This is a genomic window from Massilia rhizosphaerae (genome assembly GCF_016093545.1).
Classification (GTDB): domain Bacteria; phylum Pseudomonadota; class Gammaproteobacteria; order Burkholderiales; family Burkholderiaceae_D; genus Telluria; species Telluria rhizosphaerae.
The window spans coordinates 488755-511863 of the sequence record NZ_JADKYX010000002.1 but is presented as its reverse complement, the minus strand read 5'-3'; the positions used below and the strand labels follow the sequence as shown (position 1 = coordinate 511863).

Below are 23109 nucleotides of genomic sequence, written 5' to 3'. Positions count from 1 at the left end.
ATGGCCGCCGCTTCGTTCGCTCAGTTGGGTACCCTGCCGAAGGAGATCCGGGCGCTGGCCCAGGCCGACTTCGGCGAGGTGGCAGATCGCTTCGCGGCAGCCGGCTTCGACGTCAAGCAGCCGGCGAAGGGCGTGCTGACGGTGAAGGCGGCCGCACCGACGCCGGACCGGCCTGCCGTGCTGCTGTCGGTGGGCGTGCACGGCGACGAGACGGGCCCGATCGAGATGGTGGCCTACGCCATCGAGGCCCTGTCGCGCGCACCGTCCGAACTCGCGGTGGACCTGATGCTGTGCGTCGGGAACATCGATGCCATCGCGGCCGGCAAGCGTTTCATCGACGCGGACCTGAACCGCATGTTCCGCGACCAGCGCGGCGACCTGGCCGGCACCTTTGAGGCCGGCCGGGCCGACACGCTGATCGCGGCGACTGGCGCGTTCTTCGAAGGCAGCGGCCCGCGCCGCTGGCACCTCGACCTGCACACGGCGATCCGCGGCTCGCGCTATCCGCGCTTCGCGATCGTGCCGGAGCTGATCGCGATTGAAACGCGGCGCGAACTGATCGCCTGGCTGGGACTGGGCGGCATCGAGGCCGTGATCATGAACCCGGCATCCGCCGGAACGTACAGCTGGTGGACGGCCGAGCGGCACGGAACCGCGGGCACCACCGTGGAGCTGGGGCGCATCGGCACGCTGGGGCAGAACGATTTGTCGCAGTTCGCCGCGATGGCCGACGCGCTGCACGGGCTGCTGCGCGGTTCGACGGCCGGCGAGGGCAAGGCGCCGATCGTGTTCGATACGGCGCAGTCGATCACCAAGCTGTCCGATGCCTTCACCATGAGCTTTGGACGCGATACCGAGAACTTCACGCCGTTGAAAAAGGGCGAGGTCATCGCGCGCGACGGCGATACCGTTTATACCGTTCGGCACGACGAAGAATATGTCGTGTTTCCGAATCCGGACGTGCGGGTCGGACTGCGGGCCGGGATCATGGTGGTCCGCGCCGGTTGGTGACCGTTCGTTCCTTGTTTTCGACCGCCTGTCGCATGCCGCGGGCAGGCGCCGGATGTCCTTGCTACAGTGGCAAGGTCGGCGCTTTTGCGCCATCCAACAACAAGAAGGGACATCCGACATGCGTACATCGCTCGTCATCGCCGTCGTCTGCGCCGTCCTCGGCGGCTGCGCCATCATCGTCAATCCGGACGGCGACGGCGACTACCAGGTCCGCACGCCGTTCTCCAGCGGTTCCATCGAAGGCAACGGCATGCCCGCGCGCGACGAACGCGTGATCGCCACCGTGCCGGGACTGGAAGTGAACGGCACCATCACGGTCGACGTGCGCGTGGGCCCGGCGACGTCCCTGGTCGTCGAGGCGGACAGCAACCTGCTGCCGTTCGTCAGCACCGAGCTGCGCGGCGACCATCTCGTCATCGAGAAGACGCGTTCGTTCCGCACCAATCACCCCGTGCGCGTGACCTATACCGTGCCGCGCCTGACGGACGTGCGCCATAACGGCTCCGGCCACCTGACCGTGCAGGACCTGAACGGCGCGCCGCTCGTCGTGGCGGAGCAGGGATCGGGCTCGCTGCTGTTGACGGGCCGCGTGGCCAACCTGAATGCGGCGTTGAACGGATCGGGGACCATCGATGCCGAGACGCTGCAGAGCGGCGGCGGCACCGTGAGCATGATCGGTTCCGGCCGGCTGGTGGTGGGGCAGATGCAGGGCGAGCACGTGACGGCGAACCTGAACGGCTCGGGCCAGATGCGCGTGGCGGGCGCCGCGCATCGCCTGGTGGCGCGGTCGAACGGGTCCGGTCATCTGGACCTGGCGAACCTCGTCAGCGACCAGGCGGACCTGTCGGCGACGGGATCGGGCGGCATCACGGCGAACGTGCGGCAGTCGCTCGTCGCGCAGAACGGCGGGTCCGGCGGCATCCGCGTGTACGGCAATCCGGCGCAGCGGACCATGAGCGGGAAGCAGATCCAGGTCGTGAATTAAAAAAGCCGGCACGTGGCCGGCAGTTCATGCGATGGTTGAACGCGTGATCAGAGCAGGTGATCCAGCAGCTCCGGCCCGAACACCTCGCGATGCAGGCGCGCCGCCGGCACGCCCGCATGCAGCAACCCGAGCCACTGCGCCTGCATGAACTTGTGCGGACCGCACAGGTACACCTCGGCTTCTTCGCGCGGCCAGGCCGGCAGCTTGGCCACGTCCATGCGGCCTTCGATGACGCCGGTGGCACCCTGCGCGTCTTCGTGAAACGACACGACCGACAGGTTCGGCATCACGGCCTTCAAGGCTTCGACTTCGGCGCGCAGCGCATGGTGGCCCGCGTCGCGCGCGGCGTGGGCGAAGATCACCCGGCGCTGCGGGTTGACGTTCGCCACGCGCTTGAGGGCGGACACCATCGGCGTGATGCCGACGCCGCCCGACAGCAGCACGAGCGCCTTGTCGCCTTCCGTCTCGGGCAGGAATTCGCCGAACGGATGCGACACCTGCAGCGTGGCGCCGACTTTCACGTTGGCGTGCAGCCAGTTCGACACTTCGCCGGCCGGGACGTCGTCCGCGCCGTCTTCGCGCTTGACGGAGATGCGCAGGCTCGCGCCGTCGGGCGCATCCGACAGGCTGTACTGGCGCAGCTGGTGACGGCCGCCCGGCAAGTCGACGGCGACGCTGACGTACTGGCCCGGCTTGAATGCGGGGGCCGGCTTGCCATCGGCCGGAACCAGGCGGATCGACAGCACGTTGACGGATTCCGTCTTCACGTCGGTGACGCGCATCGGACGGGTTTCGCCCGGTTCCACGCCGGCCGTGCTGTACATCTTCGCTTCCGCTTCGATCAACAGCTTGGCGAGGGAGTTGTACGCTTCCTTCCAGGCGTCCAGCAGCGGCTCGGTGGCGGCGTCGCCCAGCGTGGCGGCGATGGATTCCAGCAGGTGCTTACCGACGATCGGGTAGTGCTCGGCGCGGATGCCGACCGACACGTGCTTGTGCACGATGCGCTCGACGACGGGACCCAGCGCGCCCGGATTGCCGATGTTGGCCGCGTAGGCGAACACCGCCGACGCCAACGATTGCTGCTGCGCCCCGCTGGCCTGATTCCCCATGTTGAAGATGCGGGTCAGTTCAGGATGCGCGCCCAGCATGTTCGTGTAGAACAGCTTGGTGATCGTCAGGCCATGCTGGCGCAGGACGGGGACGCTGGCATCGATGTAGGGGCGGGAAGCTTCCGAAATCATTGTGGTTCCTTTAATTATGCATTTAAAATGCAGATTTAAGACTCAAAAAAAAGCCCGCATGGCGGGCGTTGCCATCAAATACTAGTTAATCCTCACTCACCGGCTCGGGCGCGGCCTGGCCGCGTTTCGCGGCGCTGCTCTCCCAGAACATGCGGTGCATGCGCATGACCTGCTCGCCGGTGTTGCCACCCGTCGCGTGGGCCAGGGTGTAGCGGTCCATCGCGTCGTAGAAGGCCTTCATGCCGGTGCGCAGCATGCCGCGCAGCTGGCAATCGAGCTTCAGTGCGCAGTCCGTGCCGTCGCAGTCGACCAGCTCGTCGTCCTCGCCTTCCAGCTTGCGCAGCACCTGGCCGATCGTCAACGTGGCCGGATCCGCGGCGAGGCGCAGGCCGCCGTTGCGTCCGCGCGTCGCCTGCACCCACCCCAACTTGGCCAGTTGCCCGACCACTTTCACGAGGTGGTTCAGCGGGATGTCGAACTGCTTGCCGATCTCGGCCACCGTCACCGGCTGCGTACGTTCTCCCGCGCGTTCCAGATAGATCAGGACGCGCAGGCCAATATCGGAGAATCGTGTGAGTCGCATCGGGTAAGCTCATTGAGTACCGGCGTATTCTACCTGCACGAACGTATTCTACCTAAATCTGCATAAAAAATGCATGTTTAAACGAACTATTTTTTTTCTGCATTGAAGTAGGCCAGGAAACTGGCCCTATAATCGCGGACTTTGGATAGACAACGAGCGCTACCCGCGCCAAGAGGAATCGCCGTGAACCAGACACTGGGCCAAAAGCTCTTCCGCACCAAGACATCCGAGCACAAACTCGATGACGGCAACGCCCACGCCCTGGGCCGCTCGCTGGGCTTGTTTCCCCTGACCATGATCGGCGTCGGCGCCACGATCGGCACCGGCATCTTTTTCACGATGGTGGAAGCCGTGCCGAAGGCCGGTCCGGCCGTCGTGCTGTCGTTCCTGATGGCCGCCATCACGGCGGGCCTCACCGCGCTGTGCTATGCCGAGCTGGCCAACCGCGTGCCGGCCGCCGGATCCTCGTATTCCTTCGCCTATGCCACGGTGGGCGAGTTCGCCGCGTTCGTCGTCGCGGCCTGCCTGCTGCTGGAATATGGCCTCGCCGCCAGCGCGACCGCGATCGGCTGGTCGGATTACCTGAACAACTTTTTGCAGAACGCGCTCGGCTGGCAGATCCCCGACGCGCTGCGCTCGCCCATGATCGTCGCGGGCAAGAACGGCGGCGTCGAATTCCAGGCCGGCCACGTCAACCTGCCGCCGATCCTGCTCGTCGTGCTGTGCTGCGTGCTGCTGATCCGCGGCACCAAGGAATCGGCGACGACGAACGCCATCATGGTGCTCATCAAGCTGGCCATCCTCGTGTTCTTTTCCGTGATCGCGCTGTCCGGCTTCGACATCCACAACTTCCACCCGTTCGTCTGGCCGGCGAGCGGCAAGGGCGTCGGCGGCCTGGCGGGCGTGACGGCCGCCGCGGGCACCGTGTTCTTTTCGTTCATCGGCCTGGACACCATCGCCACGGCCGGCGAAGAGGTCAAGGACCCGACGCGCGACGTCCCGATCGGCATCCTGGCCGCCCTCGGCATCGTGACCGTGTTCTACATGCTGGTGGCGATCGCCGCCCTCGGCGCCCAGCCGGCCTCGATGTTCGCGGGCCAGGAAGCGGGCCTCGCCGTGATCCTGCAAAACGTGACGGGCAAGGCGTGGCCGGCGCTGGTGCTGTCGGCCGGCGCCGTCATCTCCGTGTTTTCCGTGACCCTGGTGACGATCTACGGCCAGACGCGCATCCTGTACGCCATCGCCAAGGACGGCCTCGTGCCCAAGGCCTTCCGCGCCGTCAATCCGCGCACGCAGTCGCCGGTGACGAACACGCTGATCGTCAGCATCGCCGTGGGCATCGTGGCGGGTCTCGTCGACTCCACCTTCCTGTGGGACATGGTGAGCATGGGCACGCTGGTCGCGTTCATCGTCGTGTCGATCGCGGTGCCGGTCATCCGGCGCAAGCAGGGCGAGACGGGGAAAAAGGGATTTCGCGTGCCGTTCGGGCCCTACCTGGTGCCTGGGTTGTCGATCCTCGCCTGCCTGTATCTCGTGGGCGGGTTGTCGAGCACGACCTATACCGTGTTCACCATCTGGATGACGGTGGCCGTGCTCACTTATTTCGGTTACGGCATCCGTAACAGCCGCTTGAACAAGGTGGAGGCGGCGCAGGCGGAGTTGACGCACTGATGCGCCGGCGGTGAGGCGTGGTGGGCGCGGGGCGCCCACCCTACGATTGGATCGTGCTCACCAACCGCGACCGTCATTGCGCCAACGGGCGGACGTAGGTCAGCAAACTGACGAGTGTCTTGCCCGGCTCTTCCCACGGGATCATGTGCGCCGAGCGCTCGAACCACACGGCCTGCTTCGACGGCGCCTTCACCTGCGCGAGCCAGGCCGCGGTCGGTGCCGTCGGCGTCGTGTAGTCGTGCCGGCCCATGAACATGACGACCGGGATCGGGAAGGTCTTCACGTTCGTGAAATCCACCTGCACGAATTCCGGCAGGATGCGGCCCAGCGTGAGCAGGCTGCCCTGGTCGATGTCCTTCACCTGCTGTGCGTCGTACTCCGGCGACAGGCGCGGGCCGTCGAAGTAGTAGGCGGACTCGCTGCGGTACGCGCTCAAGCCGCCGTAGTACTGCGGCCATTTGCGCGCCACGATGATGCGCTCACGCGTGATCGGCTGGTTGCCGGGGTAGGGCGCGATCGATTGCAGGTCGCGCAGCGCTTCCTCGTTCTTGTGCAGTTTCGCCTGTTCCAGCGCGTAGTCGAAGCTGATGCGTTCGTTCTCGCGCACGCTGATCACCTGGCCGATGCCGACGTAGGCATAGAATAAATCGGGACGCTTCAGCGCCGCCTTCATGGCGACGATGGTGCCCCAGCTGTGGGCCATCAGGATCAGCTTCTTCTTGCCGTAGCGCTGGCGCAGGTGCTCGGCGACTTCGATGGCGTCGTCGACGTAGCGGTCGATGTGGATGGTGTCCGCGACCTTGCTCGTGTCGGTCTCGCCGTAGGTCTTGCCGGCGCCGCGCTGGTCCCAGTTCGCGATCGTGAAGTATTCCTCGAGCGGACGCTCGAACTGCCACAAGGTCGGCGTGACGGGCGACGCGGGGCCGCCGTGGACGAACAGGATCATCGGGTTGTCGCGTTCCTGGCCGCGCACGGTGAGCCATTGGTCGATGCCGCCGATGCGCGTCTTGTACGACTCCTGCACGCCGTGCGGCGCGACGATTTTATCGAGGTCCGCCACGATGGCGCGGGCCTGGTGCCACGCCTTCTCCGACTGCGCCTTCGCGTCGTCCTGCGCGCGCGCGTCCGCGCATGCGATGCCGAGCAGGGCCCAGCACAAGATCCAGATTCGCTTCATTGCCGTTCTCCTTATGATTGGTATGCGGGCAGTGTAGCGGGCGGCGCGGCGGCGGACAGCGGCGATGGCATGAACTGCGCTGCGCGCGGCATGGACTGCATACTGCGCGGATGAAATGCGCGGCTTCTCTTACAGCTGCGCGCCGATCAGGTCCGCCAGCATGCCGCCGACCTTTTCCGTGAACGGCCGGTTTTCCCACGCGCGCAAGGTGACCTGGCGCGCGTGCTTCCAGTCGTCCTCGAAGACGGCTTCCTGCTGCCGGGCGAAGGTCGGGTCGAGCACGTTCAGGTTCGCCTCGTCGTTGAGGATGAACGAGCGGTTGTCGAAGTTGGTGGAGCCCACGGAGACGAGCAGCGAATCGACGATGAGCGACTTCACGTGGTACATCGTCGGCTGGTACTCGGCCATCTTGATGCCGGCCGCCAGCAATTCGCCCCAGCGCTCGCGCGACGCGACGCGCACGACGTCGGCGTCGATGTACGGACCGGGCGTGATGATGCGCACGTCGACGCCGCGCTTCGCCGCCGCGATGAGCGCCTTGACGGCCAGTTCGTCCGGCACGAAATAGGAATTCGACAGGTGGATGGTGCGGCGCGCGGCCGTGATGGCGAGCAGGTACATCAGGTGCATGCTCTCGCTGCCGCCCGTGGGCGAGCTGGAAAACATCTGCGCCGGCATGTCGCCTTGCGCGGTCAGCGCCGGAAAATAATCCGGGCCGTCGAGCACCGTGCCGGTCGCCTTCGTCCAGTTGTCGTTGAACACGGCCTGCATCTGGCCGACGACGGGACCGACGACGCGGAAGTGGGAGTCGCGCCAGTGGTCGGGATCCTGGGCATGGCCGCGCCATTTGTCGGCGATGCCCACGCCGCCCGTGAAGCCGACCTTGCCGTCGACGATCAGGAGCTTGCGGTGCGTGCGGTTGTTCAGGCGCGCGAGCTTCCACCAGACGGGCTTGTGATAGCGGTGCACTTCGACGCCGGCTCGGCGCATCTCGTCGAGGGAGGCGTCATCGATCTTCATGCTGCCGATCCAGTCGAGCAGCACGTGCACCTTGACGCCGGCGCGCGCCCGTTCCGACAGCGCGTCCGTGAATTCGCGGCCGATCGTGCCTTCCCAATAAATATAAGTTTCGAAGTTGACGGACTTCCGCGCCGAGCGGATCGCGTCCAGCATGGCGGGGAAGATCTGGTCGCCGTTGAGCAGCACGTCGGCCTTGTTGCCTTCGACGATGGGCGGACCCAGCAGCACGCCCAGCGAGCGGCGGAATTGCGGATCGTCCGTGCCGTAGAGCCGCGTCAACTGGGTGTCGATCTTCTTTTCGCCGGGCGAAAAGTTCAGCACGAGCAAGCCCGCCACGATGGTGGCGATGCAAGTGATGAGGACGACGATGGAACGTTTGATACGCATGAGCTCGGATTGAGGACGTAAAAAAACCAACGCCGATCGACGTTGGTTTTCAAAGTGGGGCTTGCACCTGCTTAGCGGACGCGGCCGCGACGTAGCAGATTGACGATCGCGAGCAGGATCACGGCGCCCAGGAAAGAGACCAGCAGCGATGAGACGCTGAAGTCGTCGGAGTTGATGGTGCCGCTGCCGAACAATGGCGACAGCAGCCAGCCACCCAGGAAGGCTCCCACGATACCGACAACGACATTGAGAATCATGCCTTGCTCAGCATCCGTTTTCATGACCATGCTGGCGAGCCAGCCGAGAACACCACCGACGACGATCCAGATAATGAATAACATGTTGAGTCCTCCTCAAGTTGGAAAAACATACTCCAGGCCAATTGAATGCCGAGGCCATGTGCAAAGTCTAGTGATGCACAAGCTTCGGGGTCGGTGCGTTGCCGAACGTTAGACGCGCAAACCGCGTGGGCGTTCTCTTGTGATGCGGAATGTCCCGAACTGGGTGCGTCAGCGAACAGAAGTGCACTGTTGGGCAGGCATATCGTTCAATCACTGTGCATCGATTAAAACTGCATCGATTGAAACGCACCACCCCGGACGCTTCGATTACTGAAAGGAATGCATCATGGCCATTTACGACAAGACGACGACTGAACAGAACAGGCAGAACCGCATGGTGACCGGGCTGTTCCCCGACCGCGCCAGCGCGGAGCGTGCCTACAGCGCGATTTCGACCCGCGGCTATACGAAGGACGACGTCAACCTGATGATGTCGGACTCCACCCGCAAGACCCATTTTTCCGACGTCGACACTGAGCTGGGCAGCAAGGCCGCCGAGGGCGCCGCCGCCGGTGCCGGCATCGGCGGCACCATCGGCGCCGTGCTGGCCGGCGTGGCCGCCATCGGCACCACGCTCGTGATCCCGGGCGCGGGCCTCGTCGTTGCCGGTCCGCTGGCGGCCGCACTGGCCGGGGCGGGCGCGGGCGGCATCACCGGCGGCCTGATCGGCGCGCTGATCGGTGCCGGCATTCCGGAAGAACGCGTCAAGCACTACGAGGAAGGCATCCAGAAGGGCGGCATCGTGATGGGCGTGACGCCGCGTTCGGACGAAGACGTCGCCTACCTGAACCAGACCTTCGTCGATAACGGCGGCTCGCACGTGATCGGCACCGGCATCGGCGCCGCCGCGGGCGCGGCCACGGGCGCCGCGCTCGGCGCGGCGGGCGGTCCGGTGGGCATGGCGGCCGGCGCGGCGATCGGCGGCATCGCCGGCGGCATGGCCGGCAAGGGCGTGGGCGAAGTCGTCAATCCGAAACCGGGCGACGACCTGGGCGAACACTATCTGGCCAAGGGCACGGGTGCCGGCGCCGGCGCCGCGATGGGTGCGGCGGCGGGTTCGGTGGGCGGTCCGGTCGGCGCGCTGGCCGGCGCCGCGATCGGCGGCCTGGCCGGCGGCGCGGCGGGCCGCGGTGCGGGTGAGGTCGTGAATCCGCATGCGGAAGACCGCCTGCAGGAGCACAACCTGGCCCAGGGCACGGGCGCCGGCGCGGGCGCGCTGGCCGGTGCCGCGATGGGCAGCCCGGCCGGTCCGATCGGTGCCGTCACGGGCGCCGCGATCGGTGGCATCGCGGGCGGCATGGCCGGCAAGGGCGCGGGCGAAGTCGTGAACCCGAAACCGGGCGACCAGCTGCATGAGCACAACCTGGCCGGCGGCGTCGGCGCGGGCGGCGGTGCCGCGGCCGGCGCGGCGGTGGGCGCCGTGGGCGGTCCGGTGGGCATGGCGGCCGGTGCGGCGATCGGCGGCATCGCGGGCGGCATGGTGGGCAAGGGCGCCGGCCATCTCGTCAATCCGACGGAGGAAGACGCCTACTGGCGCGCGAACTACCAGACCCAGCCGTACTACGCCCAGGGCTACACGTACGACGATTATTCGCCGGCCTATGCGCTGGGCTACAACAATGCCCGCCGCTTCCCGAGCTACGACCTGGCCGAGCCGCACATGGCGGACGAGTGGGACCGCGTGAAGGGCCATTCGCGCCTGTCGTGGGAGCAGGCGAAGGCGGCCAGCCGCGCCGCGTGGGACAAGGTCGAGCGCACGATGCCGGGTGATCTCGACCGTGACGGTCGTTGATCGAAATGGTGGGCACGGGGTGCCCACCCTACGGCCCACACAAACGTAGGGTGGGCTCCCCGAGCCCACCAAGCGTTCACGTCGATGCGCGCCGGTTATTGCTTGACGGCTTCGACCTGGATAGCCAGCTTGACTTCCGGCTTGAAGCCCATCTTGACGCCGTAATCGATGCCGAAATCGGCGCGGTTGAACGTCGCCGACGCATCGGCGCCGCACACTTCGCGCTTGAGCATCGGATGCATGATGCACTTGAACTGGTTGATGTGCAGGGTGACCGGCTTGGTCACGCCGTGCAGGGTCAGCGTGCCGTCGACGCTGTTCGGCACGTCGCCCTTGAACACGATCTTGCCCTTGTAGTTGGCGGTCGGATACTTGGCGACGTCGAACATGTCCGGGCCCTTGGCGTGCTCGTTCAGACGGGCGTGGCCGAAGTCCAGGCTGGCGGTGTCGATGGTGATGTCGACGGAGCCCGTCTTGGCGGCGCGGTCCAGCACGATGGTGCCCTCGCTCTTGTCGAATTTGCCGCGCCAGTTCGACAGGCCGCCGAAGTGGTCGGCCTCGAAGCTCGGGTAGGTGTGGCCCGGGTCGACTTTATACGTGTCGGCGGCGAAGGCGGTGGTGGAAGCGAAGGCAACGGCCAGCAGGGCGAGGTGCTTGAGTTTCATGTAGAACGATCCTTTAACGATGGGTGAAGTTTATTGTCCCGCGGCGACACGGAATTTGATGACGACGTCGTCGGCGACCATGCTCGTGTCCTTCCACTCGCCTTCGCCGATATTGAAAGCCAGCCGCTTGATCGGCAACTGTCCTTCGAAAACCTGTTTCTTGCCTTCCGGCTTGATCGTGACCGGGAAGGTCACGTCCTGGCTCCTGCCCTTGATGGTCAGCTTGCCGGACACGGTAAGCTTGCCCGGGCCGGCCGGCTTGATCGCGGACGACACGAACGTTGCCTTCGGAAACTTGGCCGAGTTGAACCAGTCCTTGCCGGCCACTTCCTTGTTGTACTCGGCCTCGCCGATGTCGAAGCTGGCGGTGTCGATGTCGACGCGCGCCGTCGCCTTGTCCGGATGCGCGGCGTCGTAGTCGATCTGCGCGTTGAACGCCTTGAACTTCGATTCGACCGGCACGTTCATCTGCTTGAACACGGCCGAGACGCTGCTGTGCGCCACGTCGGTCTTCAGGGGGACGGCACCGGCGATCAGCGCGACGCCGGCAAGCAGGGCGGCGAGGCCGCCACGAGTGAATTTCATGGATATCTCCTTCATTGGGTACGGCCGGGCAGCATGCGTCCGAGGGTGCCGTCGCGGTCGATGAACTGGTGCTTCAGGGCGGCCGCCACGTGCAGGCCGACGAGGCCGGCCATGATCATGTTCAGCCAGTAGTGGATGGGTTTCAGGGTGTGGGCCAGCGCCGGGTCCTTGGCGATCAGCACCGGCAGCTGGAACAGCCCGAAATAGACGACCGGCACGCCGGCCGCCAGCGAATAAAAATAACCGGACAGCGGCACGGCGAAGATCAGCACGTACAGCAGGTGATGCAGGCCGTGGGCCGCGCCGCGTTGCCATGCGGGCATCGTGTCGGGCAGTGCGGGCGGACGGTTCTTCAGGCGCCACAGCAGACGCAGCGTGGCCAGCAGCAGCACGGTCACGCCGGCCCATTTATGCCACGAAAAATATTTCAGCTTCGTGGGCGTGAGGCCCGGGATGTCCGTCATCACCAGGCCCAGCGTGAACGTGCCGACGATCAGCGTGGCGATCAGCCAGTGAAGCACGATGGCGGTCGTGGTATAGCGCTGCATGGACGGGTCTCCGGTAAGTAGTACGAGTTAGAACTAAATCTTATCAACATCGGCCGAGTTAAGCAGCCGGCATTTCCTTAAACACACTAGCACGAATGCGGTTGGGCGTGGATTTGCAATACGGCTACTTTAACGGTTCCAAATATCTCAAGGAAGCCACTTGAACGGATAACTTTGTTCAGCAGGTGGCACAATCCGTGGCGCGCAAGCCAGTGCCGGCCCCGTCAGGGGCACGATCCGGGTCCCGTGAAGGTAAAATGTTAAGAAAATGGATTTATAAAACATATACCCCATGAACCCAATGGTTCCCGGAAGACGTCGCCGCATGTCGCGCTTGTCCCTGCTGCTGGCCGGGCTGCTGGCGCTGTCGGCCCATGCGGAGGAGGGGGCGCGGCTCGCCGGCGAGTTCGCCGACCTGTCGATCGAAGAGCTGGCGAACATCGACGTCACGTCGGTCTCGCGCCGGCCCGAGCGCCTGCAGGACGCGCCGGCCGCCGTGTACGTGATCACGGCGGAAGACATCCGCCGTTCCGGCGTCCGCAATCTCGTCGAGGCCCTGAACCTGGCGCCCAACATCCAGGTCGCGCGCAGCAGCAACGCGACCTATTTCATTTCCGCGCGCGGCATGAACGGCACCAGCAACAGCCCGGCCAACAAGCTGCTGGTGATGATCGACGGCCGCTCCGTCTACTCCCCGCTGTTCTCGGGCACGTTCTGGGACGAGCCGGACGTGATGCTGGAAGACGTGGAACGGATCGAAGTGATCAGCGGCCCGGGCGGCACGCTGTGGGGCGTGAATGCCGTCAACGGCGTCATCAACGTCACGACGCGCCACGCGCGCGACACGCAGGGCGACCTGCTCGTGCTGCGCGCGGACGACGACGGCGCCCAGGCCGCGTTCCGCCACGGCGCGGCCATGATTGATGGCCATTGGCGCGTCTACGGCAAGGTGTTCGGGCTGCGGCACAGCGAACTGGCGTCCGGCCAGCCCATCGACGACGACTGGACGCAGGGCCAGGTGGGCTGGCGCGGCGACTGGGAGCGCGGGCCGGAGCGGTTCAGCGTCAACGCCAATGCCTGGCGCGGGCGCGAGGGCCAGCCTCGGCCTGGCGTCATCGCGGCACCGGGCGCGAGCACGGGCCTGGACGACATCCGGCTCCACGGCGCCAACGTCACCGGGCACTGGGAGCACGTGCTGGACGGCGGCGGCAGCGTGAGCGCGCAGGCGTATTACGACGTCCGCTACCGCCGCGTGCCGCCCACGTTCACCGACACCGTCGACATCGCCGACCTGCAGCTGCAGCATGCGCTGGCGCCGCTGGGCCGCCACCGCATCGTGTGGGGCGGCGAATACCGTTACAACCGCGACCGCGTCGACAACAGCCGCTTCGTCGCCTTCCTGCCGGCCAGCGACAGGCAGGCCTGGGCGAGCCTGTTCGCGCAGGACGACGTCGCCGTGCGCGACGACCTGCACGTCACGGCCGGCGCGCGCTGGGAGCGCAATCCGTACACGGGCGTCGAATTCCTGCCGACCGTGCGCCTGTCCTGGCGCGCCACGCCCGCGCACGCGTTCTGGGCGGCCGTGTCGCGCACGGTGCGCGCGCCGTCGCGGCTGGACGTCGACGCCTACGTGCCGGGCGCGCCGCCCTATCTGCTGGCGGGCGGCAGCCGGGTGCGCGCCGAGACCGCGCGCGTGTTCGAACTGGGCTACCGCGGGCAGGCGGGGCGGCGCATGTCGTATTCCGTGACGGCCTTCCGCAACCTGTATGACCATTTGCGCACGCAGGACATCACGCCCGACGGCCGCGCGATCGTGTTCGGCAACCTGATGGAGGGAACGACGCGCGGCATCGAAGCGTGGGGCAACGTGCAGATGAGCGACACGTGGCGCATCGCCGCGGGCGCGACCTTGCTGCACGAAGACTTCGTCCTCAAGCCCGGCAGCCGCGACCGGGGCAGCGTCATGACGACGGGCCGCGACCCGGCGTACACGGCCCAGCTGCGCTCCAGCCACGTGATCGACGAGACGCGCGAGCTGGAACTGGCCGTGCGCCGCAACGGCGCGCTGGGATTCCCGTACGTGCCGGCCTACTGGGCCGTCGACGCCCGTTTCGGCTGGCGCGTGGCAAAGGGGATGGTGCTGTCGGTGATCGGCACGAACCTGAACGGCGGCCACGCGGAATACGGCGTGGCGTCCGTGCGTACCGAGGTGCCCAGGACGGTGGGCGTGAAATTCACGTGGCAGCGATGAAAAAACCGGGGACGCGCCCCGGTTTTCGTTTGCTTAGATCGCCTTCGCCAACTGCGCCGCGAGGCCGGTGTAATTCGCCGGCGTCATCGCCAGCAGCAGGTCCTTGGCATCCTGCGGAATCGCCAGCTTGCCGATGAATTCCTGCAGCGCGTCGCGGGTGATGCCCTTGCCGCGCGTGAGCTCCTTCAGCTGCTCGTACGGGTTCTCGATGCCGTAGCGGCGCATCACCGTCTGCACCGGCTCGGCCAGCACTTCCCAGTTCGCGTCGAGGTCCTGCTCCAGGCGGGCCGGGTTCACTTCCAGCTTGTTCAGGCCGCGCAGGCAGCTGTCGTACGCGAGCAGCGCGTAGCCGAAGCCCACGCCGATGTTGCGCAGCACGGTGGAGTCGGTCAGGTCGCGCTGCATGCGCGACACCGGCAGCTTGTCGGCCATATGGCGCAGCATGGCGTTGGCCAGGCCCAGATTGCCTTCCGAGTTCTCGAAGTCGATCGGGTTGACTTTATGGGGCATGGTCGACGAACCGATTTCACCGGCCTTCAGCTTCTGCTTGAAGTAGCCGAGCGAGACGTAGGTCCAGATGTCGCGGTTCAGGTCGAGCAGGATCGTGTTCGTGCGCGAGATGGCGTCGAACAGCTCCGCCATGTAGTCGTGCGGTTCGATCTGGATGGTGTACGGGTTGAACGTCAGGCCCAGGCGCTGTTCGATCACGTTCCTGGAGAACGCCGGCCAGTCGAAGCCCGGGTACGCGGACAGGTGCGCGTTGTAGTTGCCGACGGCGCCGTTCATCTTGCCGAGGATTTCCACGTCGGCGATGCGTTTCACGGCACGCTGAAGGCGCGCGACGACGTTGGCGAATTCCTTGCCGAGCGTGGTCGGGCTGGCGGTCTGGCCGTGCGTGCGCGACAGCATCGGCAGGTCGGCGTTCGCGTGGGCGATCTCCGTCAGCCTGGCGATGACCGATTGGAGGGTCGGCAGCAGCACGCCGTCGCGGGCGGCTTTCAGCATCATGCCGTGCGACGTGTTGTTGATGTCTTCCGACGTGCACGCGAAGTGGATGAATTCCGATGCCGCGACCAGCTCCGGCACGTCTTTCACTTGTTCCTTCAGCCAGTACTCGACGGCCTTCACGTCGTGGTTGGTGACGGCTTCGATTTCCTTGATGCGGGCGGCGTCGCTGTCCGAAAAGTCGGCGGCCAGCTTGTCCAGCAGGGCGCTGGATTCGGCCGAGAAGGGTTTCAGTTCCGCGAAGCCGGCCTGCGACAGCGCCTGCAGCCACGCGATCTCCACTTTCACGCGGTGGTGCATGAAGCCGGCTTCGGACAGGATCGGGCGCAGCTTGTCGGTCTTGGCGGCGTAGCGGCCGTCCAGCGGGGACAGGGCCGACAGGGTCGAGGAGGAGGCGGTAGAGGTCATGGGAGGCGGGAAGCGGTGAGTGCAAAAACGAGATTCTACCATCGGTGGCCTGGCCAGGATCGCTTTGTCAAGTCTCATTTGGCTACCGTTGCATGCGGTTCCCCGGCGTTCGACCGGCGGGAGGCCGATGATATACTGTCAGCCACTCTCCTCTACTGAGCATTTATGAAACTCATCGGTTCCGTCACCAGCGCCTATGTACGCAAGGCGCGCGTCGTGTTGGCAGAAAAAAAGCTCGACTACCAATTCGAGCTGGAAAACGTCTGGGCGCCGGAAACGAACATCGCGTCGTCGAACCCGCTCGGGAAAGTCCCGTGCCTCGTGATGGAGGACGGCAGCACGATGTACGACTCGCGCGTGATCGCCGAATACCTCGACACCTTGACGCCCGTGTGCAAGCTGCTGCCCCCGAACAGCCGCGACCGCGCCAACGTCAAGGTGTGGGAAGCGCTGGCCGACGGCGTGCTGGATGCGGCCGTGCTCGCCTTCCTGGAGCGCACGTGGCGTCCGGCCGAGCAGCAGAGCCAGGCCTGGTTCGACCGCCAGATGGGCAAGGTGCATGGCGGCCTGGCCGTGATGTCCGAGAACCTCGGCGAGCAACCGTTCTGCATGGGGATCCATTACACGCTGGCCGACGTCGCCGTCGGCTGCACGCTGGGCTGGCTGGCGTTCCGCTTCCCGGACATCGGCTGGCGCGACACCTACCCGAACCTGGCGCGCCTGTTCGACAAGCTGTCCGAACGGTCGTCGTTCAAGGACACCGTGCCTTTCCTGCCGGCGTGAGCGCGTCATGATGACGGCTCGCATCTCGACCATCATCTTCGGCGAAGTGCTCGTCGACGAGGCCCCGTCCGGGCCCGCGGTGGGCGGCGCCCCGTTCAACGTGGCGCGCCACCTGGCCGCCTTCATGGCGCCGCCGCTGATGATCACCCGCATCGGCGACGACCGCAACGGCGCGGCCGTGCGGGCCGAGTTCGAACGCTTCGTGATTCCCGAGTCGGGCCTGCAGATCGACCCGATGGAAGAGACGGGCCGCGCCGTCGCCGAACGCCAGGGCGCGGCGCACCGCTTCACCTTGCTGCCGCGCCAGGCCTACGATTTCATCGACCCCGAGCGGGCCGCGGCGAGCGTCGCCGGCGGTGATTATGACCTGGTGTATTTCGGCACGCTGGTCCAGCGCGAGGAACGCTCGCGCCTGGCGCTGGCGGCCGTGCTGGACAACACGCCCGCCAAACGCTTTCTCGACCTCAACCTGCGGCCCGGCCAGGCGAACGAGGCCATCGTCACGAAGTCGCTGACGGCGGCCGACGTGGTCAAGGTCAACGAAGAGGAATTGCAGGCGCTGTTCCAGTGGTATTTCCAGATCGGCCCGAACGACGCGGCGCTGTCGACGGACGAAGTGCACGCGGCGTGCCGCGCGCTGATGGACCGGTTTTCGCTGGAAGGATTGATCGTCACGCTGGGCCACCGCGGTTCCGTGTACTTCGGCGCCGACGGCGTCTACATCGCCACGCGCGACAACCCGGTGCCGCCGTTCGTCATCGACACGACGGGCGCCGGCGACGCCTTCGCCGCCATGTTCCTGCTGGGCTCGGCGCGCGGCTGGCCGCTGGAGCTCGTGCTGTCGCGCGCCAACGAATTCGCCGGCGCGATCTGCGCCGTTTCGGGGGCCGTGCCGGGCGACATCAGTTTCTACGACAAGTGGGTCGCCCGCTGGCGCTGATTCATTCGCCCATCTGGGATTGCAGGTAATTCTGGATGCCGACCTTGACGATGAGGTCGAGCTGCGTCTCCAGCCACTCGATGTGTTCCTCGGTGTCCTCGAGAATGTCCAGCAGCAGATCGCGCGACACGTAATCGTGCGCGATTTCGGCGGCGGCGATGCCTTCCTTGACCGTGACCTGGGCCGCGCGCTCCAGCTTGAGGTCGCATTCCAGCATTTCCTGCGTCGATTCGCCGATCAGCAGCTTGTGCAGGGCCTGCAGGTTGGGCAGGCCGTCCAGCATCAGGATACGGTCGATCAGGCGGTCGGCGTGTTTCATCTCGCCGATCGATTCGTCGTATTCCTTCTTGCCCAGCTTGCCCAAGCCCCAGTGCCTGTACATGCGCGCATGCAGGAAGTACTGGTTGACGGCGGTGAGCTCATTGGTCAGCTGCGCGTTGAGCAGCCGGATGATGTTGGGATCGCCCTTCATGGATGGCCTTTGCGTTCGGTTGTCGTCATCGCATCATAGCAAACTGTGCCGCTAGATTGCCGCCAGCGCCAGCCCGCCCGCGGCCAGCAGGGAGACCGCACCGATCACGATGCCGACCGTGCGGCGCCGGTTGGTGAGCGTCCACAGCACGACGCCGGACAGCGACAGCAGGATGATGGAGCCGGCCAGCGTGTCCACGAGCAGGACCCAGGCGGCACTCATGCCCACGCCCTTGTGCAGGTTGACGAGGGTGCCGAACAGGTTGTTGTCGGCGCGCTTGACGGTGACATAGCTGTTGCCCACCCAATATTCAGCCTGGACATTCCCCGACGGCGACGTAAAGCTGGCGCTCCAGCGCGCGGGCTGGAGCAGGGCCTTGTCGCCCCAGGCGACGGGCCGGGCGGCCTCGGCTTTTACGCGTCCCGGTTCCGGTTCCAGTCGCAACGAACGCTTGAGCCAGGCGGCCAGCGCCTGCGGACTGCCCGGTGCCGGTTTCGGCAGCGGCACCTGGACCGTGGATTCCAGCGCCTCGACGGCGGGAATCCTGAGCACGGCGCGGTGGTTGAGCAGGATGCCGGTGCTGCCGAACAGCAGCCCGAGCACTGCGCCCCAGAGGCCGATCCAGCCATGCATCTTGCGCAGCCACTTGACGATCAGGGCGCGGCGCGAAGGTTGCGGAGGAGGCTGGACCGTGAAGGGCGCTCTTGGTGGTCGGAACGGGATGACGGGCATGGGAGTGAAATCTGGGCGCATCGGAAGTCACATATTACCAAGACCGGACCGCGCATGGACGGGTGCACGCACGGATTGCGCGCAGCAACATGGCGTGTGGCGGGTCAGGCGGCCAGCCCGTCGTGCGGCGTACGGCGCAGCTCGGTGACGGTGGTCTTGCTGTCCAGGTGCTCGTGCATCACTTCGCGCGCATAGCTGACGCATTTGCCGCAGCAGGTGCCGACACCCAGCTCTTTGTACAGGTCGGCCATCGACGTCAGGCCGAGGTCGACGGCCTGGCGGATTTCGCGGTCGGAGATGTTATTGCAGACGCAGACGATCATGGACGGTTCCGTAGTGGTGCATCGCAGACCGGTGTTGTTTGGTCTATAATGCGAATCATTCTCATTGCCCTTCGTATTCTGCTCAAGTTAAATCGCGAATGCAAGCGTTTTTGTTGCGCCGTTGCGTTAAATGAAGGCCGAGTGAGCGAAAGTGGACAAACCGCAAATAGAAATAATTCGCATTTAGGTTTATGATGTACCCAACCGTTAAAGCATCGCACCACTGATTGGAAGCGACACCATGACTCTTGCTCCTACCCTGACCACGCTCGACAGCCTCAAGGCCGGCCAGAGCGGCACCGTGATCCACCTCGCGCCGAACGCGGTCGGCAGCCGCGACGGCGGCATCGACGTGTCGCGCCGGCTGATGGAACTGGGTTTCGTGCCGGGCGAGCGCATCCGCATGCTCAAGCGCGGCCTGCCCGGCGGTCCGCTGGCGGTCAAGGTCGGCCAGTCGACGTTCGCGCTGCGCCGTTTCGAGGCGGCGCTGGTCTCGATCCAGCCGGAGTAATGGAACCGACATGGGAGCAGTAGAACAGCAGGTCCAGGCGGCCGCAAAGACGCCGCTCATCGCCCTGCTGGGGAATCCGAACTGCGGCAAGACCGCCCTGTTCAATCGCCTCACCGGCGCGCGCCAGAAGGTCGCGAACTACGCCGGCGTCACCATCGAACGCAAGGAAGGCAGCTTTATCCTGCCGGGCGGCCGTCCGCTGCGCGTGCTCGACCTGCCGGGCGCCTACAGCCTCGCCGCCCACACGCCCGATGAAGCCATCACGCGCGACGTCGTCGCCGGGCTGCGCGCCGGCGAGCAGACGCCGGACGCCGTCGTCTGCGTCGTCAACGCGACGAACCTGCGCCTGAACCTGCGCCTCGTGCTGGAGATCAAGCGTCTCGGCCTGCCGATGGTACTGGCGCTGAACATGGTCGACGTCGCCAAGAAGCGCGGCATCGAAATCGACACGGCCCGCCTGGCGCGGGAACTCGGCATGCCCGTCATCGAGACCGTGGCCGTGCAGGCCGGCGGCGAGAAGGGCCTGCTGAAGGCGCTGGAAGCGATGCCGTTCGACCTGCGCGTCGCGCCGAATCCGCTGTCCGCGATCGATGCCGTTCCCGTCGAGGAGACGCAGCGCGAGGTGCGCCGCATCATCGACGCGACCGTCAGCTTCGACAACGACACGGGCAATCTGAGCGAGCAGATCGACCAGGTCGTGCTGCACCCGGTGATCGGCCCGATCATCCTGGCGGCCACGATGTTCCTGATTTTCCAGGCCGTGTTCAGCTGGGCCAACGTGCCGATGGACCTGATCAAGAGCGGCGTCGACGCGCTCGGCCACTGGGTCGGCAACGCGCTGCCGGCCGGCCCGCTGCGCGGCCTCGTCGTCGACGGCGTGTTCGGCGGCGCGGGCAGCGTCCTCGTGTACCTGCCGCAGATCCTGATCCTGTTCTTCTTCATCCTCGTGCTGGAGGATTGCGGCTACCTGCCGCGCGCCGCGTTCCTGCTCGACCGCATGATGGGCGGCGTGGGCTTGTCCGGCCGCGCGTTCATCCCGCTGTTGTCGTCGTTCGCGTGCGCGATCCCGGGCATCATGGCCGCGCGCACGATCCAGAATCCGCGCGACCGCCTCGTGACGATCATGATCGCACCCCTGATGACGTGTTCCGCGCGCCTGCCCGTGTACGCGCTCGTGATCGCCGCGTTCATCCCGCACCGCGAACTGGGCGGCGGCATCAACCTGCAAGGCCTCGTGCTGTTCCTGCTGTACGCGGCGGGCATCGTCAGCGCGATGGGCGTCGCCTACTTCCTCAAGCGGACGGTCGGCGCCAAGGGCCAGCAGGCGCTGATGCTGGAACTGCCCGCCTACCACTGGCCGCACCTGCACAACCTCGTCCTGGGCCTGTGGGAACGCGCGCGCATCTTCGTCACGCGCGTCGGCACCGTGATCCTCACCTTGATGATCCTTATCTGGTTCCTGTCCAGCTTCCCGGGCGCGCCGGAAGGCGCGACGCATCCGCCGATCTATTACAGCATCGCCGGCATGCTGGGCCGCGCATTGGCCGTCGTGTTCGAGCCGATCGGCTTCGGCTGGCAGATCTGCATCGCGCTGGTGCCGGGCATGGCGGCGCGCGAAGTGGCCGTCGGCGCGCTCGGCACGGTGTACGCGCTGTCGACGACGGGCGACGACGTGGCCAGCTCGCTGACCCCGATCATCGCCGCGTCGTGGAGCCTGCCGACGGCGCTGTCGCTGCTCGCGTGGTACGTGTTCGCGCCGCAGTGCCTGTCGACCTTGTCCGTCGTGCGCCGCGAAACGGGCAGCATCCGCTATTCGCTGCTGATGGCGGGCTATATGTTCGCGCTCGCGTACGCGGCGTCGTTCCTGACCTTCCGCATCGCACGGGCCGTGCTGGGGAGCTGAACATGATCCAGTACCTGATCGTCGGTCTCATCGTCGCCTTCGCCGCGCTGTATGCGGCGGCGAAGTATCTGCCCAAGTCCTGGCGCGAGCGGCTCGTCTACAAGCTGTCGGGCGGCACCGGCCGTGGCCGGATCGTGAAGTGGCTCGGCACGGATTCCAGTTGCGGCAGCGGGTGCGACAGCTGCGGCACGTGCGAGACCGAGCCGCTTCCTGAAAAGGACGCGAAGGGCCGCAAGATCATCAAGATTCACACGTAGGGGTGGGCACGGGGTGCCCACCCTACGGCTACGGCCAGTTTACGCCCACCATCTCCATCAACCGCTTCGCGTCGAACGGCGCCCTGACCTTGATGTCGTTGTCGAAGTAGCAGACCACATCCCCATCTTTCGCCCACGCGCGGATGCGCGCGGCCCAACGCGCCAAGGATTCGTCGTCGTAGCCGCTCGCATACAGCTCGTGCTCGCCGTGCAGGCGGACGTAGACGAAATCCGCCGTCACCTCGTCGAAGTCCGGCCACTTGCCGGCCGTATCCGCCACCACCAGCGCCACATCGTATTTGCGCAGCAGCGCGCTGAAGGCGGGATCGCGAAAACTCTCGTGGCGCACTTCGACGGCGTGGCGGAGCGGGCGCACGGCGTCGATCTCCAGCAGCGCGCGGCCCGCCACCTTGTCGTCGTGGCCGCGCGCGATGTCGAGTGCGCGCCCGGTGTCGTGCGGGAGCAAGGACAGGAAATGCTCGACCCTGGCGGCGTCGAAGCGCAGTTGCGGCGGGAATTGCCACAGGAAGGGCCCGAGCTTCTTGCGCAGCGCGAACACGCCCGACGCGAGCACGTTGGCGAGCGGCGTCTCGATGCCGCGCAATTTGAGCATGTGGGTGAGGAAGCGGTTGCCCTTCACGGCGAACAGGAAGCCGGGCGGCGTCGCGTCGTACCACGCCGCATAGCTTTCCGGCCGCTGCAGCGCGTAGAACGAGCCGTTGATCTCGATGGTGGGCACGAAGCGCGACGCGTATTCCAGCTCGCGCGCCTGCGCGAGGCCGGGCGGATAGAACACCCCGCGCCAGGGTTCGTAACGCCAGCCCGAGATGCCGATGTGGATTGCGCCCATGCCCGCAGTCTAGGCGGGGCGCCGGGCGCGCTCCGTGCGCTGGCGAACCGTGGCCGGTCAGTCGGGGCGGATGCGCGCCGCGCCGCGCCGGCGCCACAGCCCGATGCCGCCCACGCCCGCCAGCAGCATCATCCATGCCGGCGCCTCGGGCACGGCCGGCACCGATGTCGACCCCGGCAGCGCCGACGTCATGGTCAGCACCGTGCCGTCCGTCCAGGCCAGGTGATGTTCCGAGTTGGCGTAGGGGTTGAACTGGTAGTCGTAGACCATCTGGCCCGTCGTGACGAAATGGCCGCCGCCGTACAGGCCTTCCGGGTCGCTGGAATACTCGCTCACGCTGAACGCCAGGCCGCTCTCGGCGGAGAACGTGAAGCTGTCGGCGTCGCAGTGGTAGTTCGCGTTGGTGCTGGCGGCGCAGGCCACGTAGTCCTTCGTGTCGACCAGCAGGGACGTCAGCTCGCCGCGTTCCAGCACGCCGTCGCCGTTCGCGTCGACGCCGCTGAACGAACCGTCGATGTGCATGTCGGGCAGGAAGGCGCCCGCTTCCTGGTCGTAGAAACCCGTGTAGCTGAATGCCCAGTGGGCGGTCTGGGCGTGGGCGAGCGTACTGGCCAGCAGCAGGGCGCCGGCGGAGACGATGAACTTCATGGAGAGGACCTCGTGAATCG

General features: G+C 66.1%; 24 protein-coding genes. 10 read left to right on the top strand and 14 right to left on the bottom strand.

Going from position 1 to position 23109, the window contains the following annotated elements; all coding sequences use genetic code 11:
* Positions 1 to 1011 (top strand): succinylglutamate desuccinylase, encoded by a 1011-nt coding sequence (locus tag ISF28_RS05400; RefSeq protein ID WP_198116108.1) that lies wholly within the window; start codon positions 1 to 3, stop codon positions 1009 to 1011.
* A 118-nt stretch (positions 1012 to 1129) separates the two neighbouring features.
* The gene (locus tag ISF28_RS05395) at positions 1130 to 1996 is read left to right on the top strand and encodes a head GIN domain-containing protein (protein WP_198116107.1); all 867 of its coding nucleotides are present in this window, start codon (positions 1130 to 1132) and stop codon (positions 1994 to 1996) included.
* Between the two features lie 47 nt (positions 1997 to 2043).
* Here ISF28_RS05395 and ISF28_RS05390 read toward each other — a convergent pair whose 3' ends face one another.
* Positions 2044 to 3237 carry a globin domain-containing protein gene (locus ISF28_RS05390; protein ID WP_198116106.1) on the bottom strand — a complete coding sequence of 398 codons (1194 nt, stop codon included), beginning with the start codon at positions 3235 to 3237 and terminating at the stop codon, positions 2044 to 2046.
* A gap of 85 nt (positions 3238 to 3322) precedes the next feature.
* Positions 3323 to 3820, bottom strand: coding sequence for an RrF2 family transcriptional regulator (locus ISF28_RS05385; protein ID WP_198116105.1), 498 nt, complete (start codon positions 3818 to 3820; stop codon positions 3323 to 3325).
* A gap of 183 nt (positions 3821 to 4003) precedes the next feature.
* Between ISF28_RS05385 and ISF28_RS05380 the strand changes: the two genes are divergently transcribed.
* Complete coding sequence (locus ISF28_RS05380) at positions 4004 to 5491, top strand: APC family permease (RefSeq protein WP_198116104.1); 1488 nt, start codon at positions 4004 to 4006, stop codon at positions 5489 to 5491.
* Between the two features lie 73 nt (positions 5492 to 5564).
* Here the strand turns inward: ISF28_RS05380 and ISF28_RS05375 are convergent, their stop codons facing one another.
* From ISF28_RS05375 to ISF28_RS05365, 3 genes are all read right to left on the bottom strand, one after another.
* A complete protein-coding gene (locus ISF28_RS05375; RefSeq protein WP_198116103.1) occupies positions 5565 to 6668 on the bottom strand; it encodes an alpha/beta fold hydrolase in 1104 nt (367 codons plus the stop codon).
* 129 nt (positions 6669 to 6797) lie between these two features.
* Positions 6798 to 8075 (bottom strand): cardiolipin synthase, encoded by a 1278-nt coding sequence (gene cls, locus ISF28_RS05370; RefSeq protein ID WP_198116102.1) that lies wholly within the window; start codon positions 8073 to 8075, stop codon positions 6798 to 6800.
* A gap of 71 nt (positions 8076 to 8146) precedes the next feature.
* Positions 8147 to 8416, bottom strand: a complete 270-nt coding sequence (locus ISF28_RS05365) for a GlsB/YeaQ/YmgE family stress response membrane protein (RefSeq protein WP_036234577.1) — start codon at positions 8414 to 8416, stop codon at positions 8147 to 8149.
* Positions 8417 to 8702: 286 nt separating this feature from the next.
* On the opposite strand from ISF28_RS05365, the gene ISF28_RS30350 reads away from it, so the two are divergent.
* Entirely contained in the window at positions 8703 to 10208 is a 1506-nt protein-coding gene (locus ISF28_RS30350) for a hypothetical protein (protein WP_229518906.1), read from the top strand.
* Between the two features lie 95 nt (positions 10209 to 10303).
* Here ISF28_RS30350 and ISF28_RS05350 read toward each other — a convergent pair whose 3' ends face one another.
* From ISF28_RS05350 to ISF28_RS05340, 3 genes are read right to left on the bottom strand one after another with little or no spacing between them, the layout of a single operon-like run.
* The gene (locus ISF28_RS05350) at positions 10304 to 10873 is read right to left on the bottom strand and encodes a YceI family protein (RefSeq protein WP_198116101.1); all 570 of its coding nucleotides are present in this window, start codon (positions 10871 to 10873) and stop codon (positions 10304 to 10306) included.
* Positions 10874 to 10903: 30 nt separating this feature from the next.
* Positions 10904 to 11458, bottom strand: coding sequence for a YceI family protein (locus ISF28_RS05345; RefSeq protein WP_198116100.1), 555 nt, complete (start codon positions 11456 to 11458; stop codon positions 10904 to 10906).
* A gap of 11 nt (positions 11459 to 11469) precedes the next feature.
* Complete coding sequence (locus ISF28_RS05340) at positions 11470 to 12006, bottom strand: cytochrome b (RefSeq protein WP_198116099.1); 537 nt, start codon at positions 12004 to 12006, stop codon at positions 11470 to 11472.
* A 325-nt stretch (positions 12007 to 12331) separates the two neighbouring features.
* On the opposite strand from ISF28_RS05340, the gene ISF28_RS05335 reads away from it, so the two are divergent.
* The gene (locus ISF28_RS05335; protein WP_198116098.1) at positions 12332 to 14257 is read left to right on the top strand and encodes a TOL_0244 family TonB-dependent receptor; all 1926 of its coding nucleotides are present in this window, start codon (positions 12332 to 12334) and stop codon (positions 14255 to 14257) included.
* Between the two features lie 33 nt (positions 14258 to 14290).
* On the opposite strand, the gene purB is transcribed toward ISF28_RS05335, so the two are convergent.
* Entirely contained in the window at positions 14291 to 15670 is a 1380-nt protein-coding gene (gene purB / locus ISF28_RS05330; RefSeq protein WP_198116097.1) for an adenylosuccinate lyase, read from the bottom strand.
* 165 nt (positions 15671 to 15835) lie between these two features.
* Here purB and ISF28_RS05325 point away from each other — a divergent pair, with 165 nt between their 5' ends.
* Both ISF28_RS05325 and ISF28_RS05320 read left to right on the top strand, forming a co-directional pair.
* Positions 15836 to 16453 (top strand): glutathione S-transferase C-terminal domain-containing protein, encoded by a 618-nt coding sequence (locus ISF28_RS05325; RefSeq protein ID WP_198116096.1) that lies wholly within the window; start codon positions 15836 to 15838, stop codon positions 16451 to 16453.
* A 7-nt stretch (positions 16454 to 16460) separates the two neighbouring features.
* Complete coding sequence (locus ISF28_RS05320) at positions 16461 to 17393, top strand: PfkB family carbohydrate kinase (RefSeq protein ID WP_229518882.1); 933 nt, start codon at positions 16461 to 16463, stop codon at positions 17391 to 17393.
* Position 17394: 1 nt separating this feature from the next.
* On the opposite strand, the gene bfr is transcribed toward ISF28_RS05320, so the two are convergent.
* The 3 genes from bfr to ISF28_RS05305 form a co-directional block, all read right to left on the bottom strand.
* Positions 17395 to 17865 (bottom strand): bacterioferritin, encoded by a 471-nt coding sequence (gene bfr / locus ISF28_RS05315; RefSeq protein ID WP_198116095.1) that lies wholly within the window; start codon positions 17863 to 17865, stop codon positions 17395 to 17397.
* Between the two features lie 51 nt (positions 17866 to 17916).
* A complete protein-coding gene (locus ISF28_RS05310; RefSeq protein ID WP_229518881.1) occupies positions 17917 to 18597 on the bottom strand; it encodes a PepSY-associated TM helix domain-containing protein in 681 nt (226 codons plus the stop codon).
* A gap of 104 nt (positions 18598 to 18701) precedes the next feature.
* Complete coding sequence (locus tag ISF28_RS05305; RefSeq protein ID WP_198116093.1) at positions 18702 to 18920, bottom strand: (2Fe-2S)-binding protein; 219 nt, start codon at positions 18918 to 18920, stop codon at positions 18702 to 18704.
* Positions 18921 to 19161: 241 nt separating this feature from the next.
* Between ISF28_RS05305 and ISF28_RS05300 the strand changes: the two genes are divergently transcribed.
* Genes ISF28_RS05300 through ISF28_RS05290 form a run of 3 tightly spaced genes read left to right on the top strand, consistent with a single transcriptional unit; the run spans position 19162 to position 21591 of the window.
* Positions 19162 to 19431: a FeoA family protein gene (locus tag ISF28_RS05300; protein WP_052170598.1), complete on the top strand. Its 270-nt coding sequence runs from the start codon at positions 19162 to 19164 to the stop codon at positions 19429 to 19431.
* 10 nt (positions 19432 to 19441) lie between these two features.
* A complete protein-coding gene (feoB, locus tag ISF28_RS05295; RefSeq protein WP_198116092.1) occupies positions 19442 to 21334 on the top strand; it encodes a ferrous iron transporter B in 1893 nt (630 codons plus the stop codon).
* 2 nt (positions 21335 to 21336) lie between these two features.
* A complete protein-coding gene (locus ISF28_RS05290) occupies positions 21337 to 21591 on the top strand; it encodes a DUF6587 family protein (protein WP_198116091.1) in 255 nt (84 codons plus the stop codon).
* A gap of 28 nt (positions 21592 to 21619) precedes the next feature.
* On the opposite strand, the gene ISF28_RS05285 is transcribed toward ISF28_RS05290, so the two are convergent.
* Positions 21620 to 22441, bottom strand: coding sequence for a DUF72 domain-containing protein (locus tag ISF28_RS05285; protein ID WP_198116090.1), 822 nt, complete (start codon positions 22439 to 22441; stop codon positions 21620 to 21622).
* A gap of 57 nt (positions 22442 to 22498) precedes the next feature.
* Entirely contained in the window at positions 22499 to 23089 is a 591-nt protein-coding gene (locus ISF28_RS05280; RefSeq protein ID WP_198116089.1) for a PEP-CTERM sorting domain-containing protein, read from the bottom strand.
* Between the last annotated feature and the right edge of the window lie 20 nt (positions 23090 to 23109).

Excerpts from the sequence above, each read along its gene's own strand:
- ISF28_RS05325 (WP_198116096.1), top strand. The coding sequence starts at position 15,836 with ATGAAACTCATCGGTTCCGTCACCAGCGCCTATGTACGCAAGGCGCGC.
- ISF28_RS05280 (WP_198116089.1), bottom strand. The coding sequence starts at position 23,089 with ATGAAGTTCATCGTCTCCGCCGGCGCCCTGCTGCTGGCCAGTACGCTC.
- ISF28_RS05400 (WP_198116108.1), top strand. The coding sequence starts at position 1 with ATGGCCGCCGCTTCGTTCGCTCAGTTGGGTACCCTGCCGAAGGAGATC.
- ISF28_RS30350 (WP_229518906.1), top strand. The coding sequence starts at position 8,703 with ATGGCCATTTACGACAAGACGACGACTGAACAGAACAGGCAGAACCGC.
- ISF28_RS05395 (WP_198116107.1), top strand. The coding sequence starts at position 1,130 with ATGCGTACATCGCTCGTCATCGCCGTCGTCTGCGCCGTCCTCGGCGGC.
- ISF28_RS05290 (WP_198116091.1), top strand. The coding sequence starts at position 21,337 with ATGATCCAGTACCTGATCGTCGGTCTCATCGTCGCCTTCGCCGCGCTG.
- ISF28_RS05340 (WP_198116099.1), bottom strand. The coding sequence starts at position 12,006 with ATGCAGCGCTATACCACGACCGCCATCGTGCTTCACTGGCTGATCGCC.
- feoB (WP_198116092.1), top strand. The coding sequence starts at position 19,442 with ATGGGAGCAGTAGAACAGCAGGTCCAGGCGGCCGCAAAGACGCCGCTC.
- ISF28_RS05310 (WP_229518881.1), bottom strand. The coding sequence starts at position 18,597 with ATGCCCGTCATCCCGTTCCGACCACCAAGAGCGCCCTTCACGGTCCAG.
- ISF28_RS05320 (WP_229518882.1), top strand. The coding sequence starts at position 16,461 with ATGATGACGGCTCGCATCTCGACCATCATCTTCGGCGAAGTGCTCGTC.
- ISF28_RS05350 (WP_198116101.1), bottom strand. The coding sequence starts at position 10,873 with ATGAAACTCAAGCACCTCGCCCTGCTGGCCGTTGCCTTCGCTTCCACC.
- purB (WP_198116097.1), bottom strand. The coding sequence starts at position 15,670 with ATGACCTCTACCGCCTCCTCCTCGACCCTGTCGGCCCTGTCCCCGCTG.
- ISF28_RS05345 (WP_198116100.1), bottom strand. The coding sequence starts at position 11,458 with ATGAAATTCACTCGTGGCGGCCTCGCCGCCCTGCTTGCCGGCGTCGCG.
- ISF28_RS05390 (WP_198116106.1), bottom strand. The coding sequence starts at position 3,237 with ATGATTTCGGAAGCTTCCCGCCCCTACATCGATGCCAGCGTCCCCGTC.
- ISF28_RS05305 (WP_198116093.1), bottom strand. The coding sequence starts at position 18,920 with ATGATCGTCTGCGTCTGCAATAACATCTCCGACCGCGAAATCCGCCAG.
- ISF28_RS05365 (WP_036234577.1), bottom strand. The coding sequence starts at position 8,416 with ATGTTATTCATTATCTGGATCGTCGTCGGTGGTGTTCTCGGCTGGCTC.
- ISF28_RS05375 (WP_198116103.1), bottom strand. The coding sequence starts at position 6,668 with ATGAAGCGAATCTGGATCTTGTGCTGGGCCCTGCTCGGCATCGCATGC.
- ISF28_RS05285 (WP_198116090.1), bottom strand. The coding sequence starts at position 22,441 with ATGGGCGCAATCCACATCGGCATCTCGGGCTGGCGTTACGAACCCTGG.
- ISF28_RS05300 (WP_052170598.1), top strand. The coding sequence starts at position 19,162 with ATGACTCTTGCTCCTACCCTGACCACGCTCGACAGCCTCAAGGCCGGC.
- ISF28_RS05335 (WP_198116098.1), top strand. The coding sequence starts at position 12,332 with ATGTCGCGCTTGTCCCTGCTGCTGGCCGGGCTGCTGGCGCTGTCGGCC.
- cls (WP_198116102.1), bottom strand. The coding sequence starts at position 8,075 with ATGCGTATCAAACGTTCCATCGTCGTCCTCATCACTTGCATCGCCACC.
- bfr (WP_198116095.1), bottom strand. The coding sequence starts at position 17,865 with ATGAAGGGCGATCCCAACATCATCCGGCTGCTCAACGCGCAGCTGACC.
- ISF28_RS05385 (WP_198116105.1), bottom strand. The coding sequence starts at position 3,820 with ATGCGACTCACACGATTCTCCGATATTGGCCTGCGCGTCCTGATCTAT.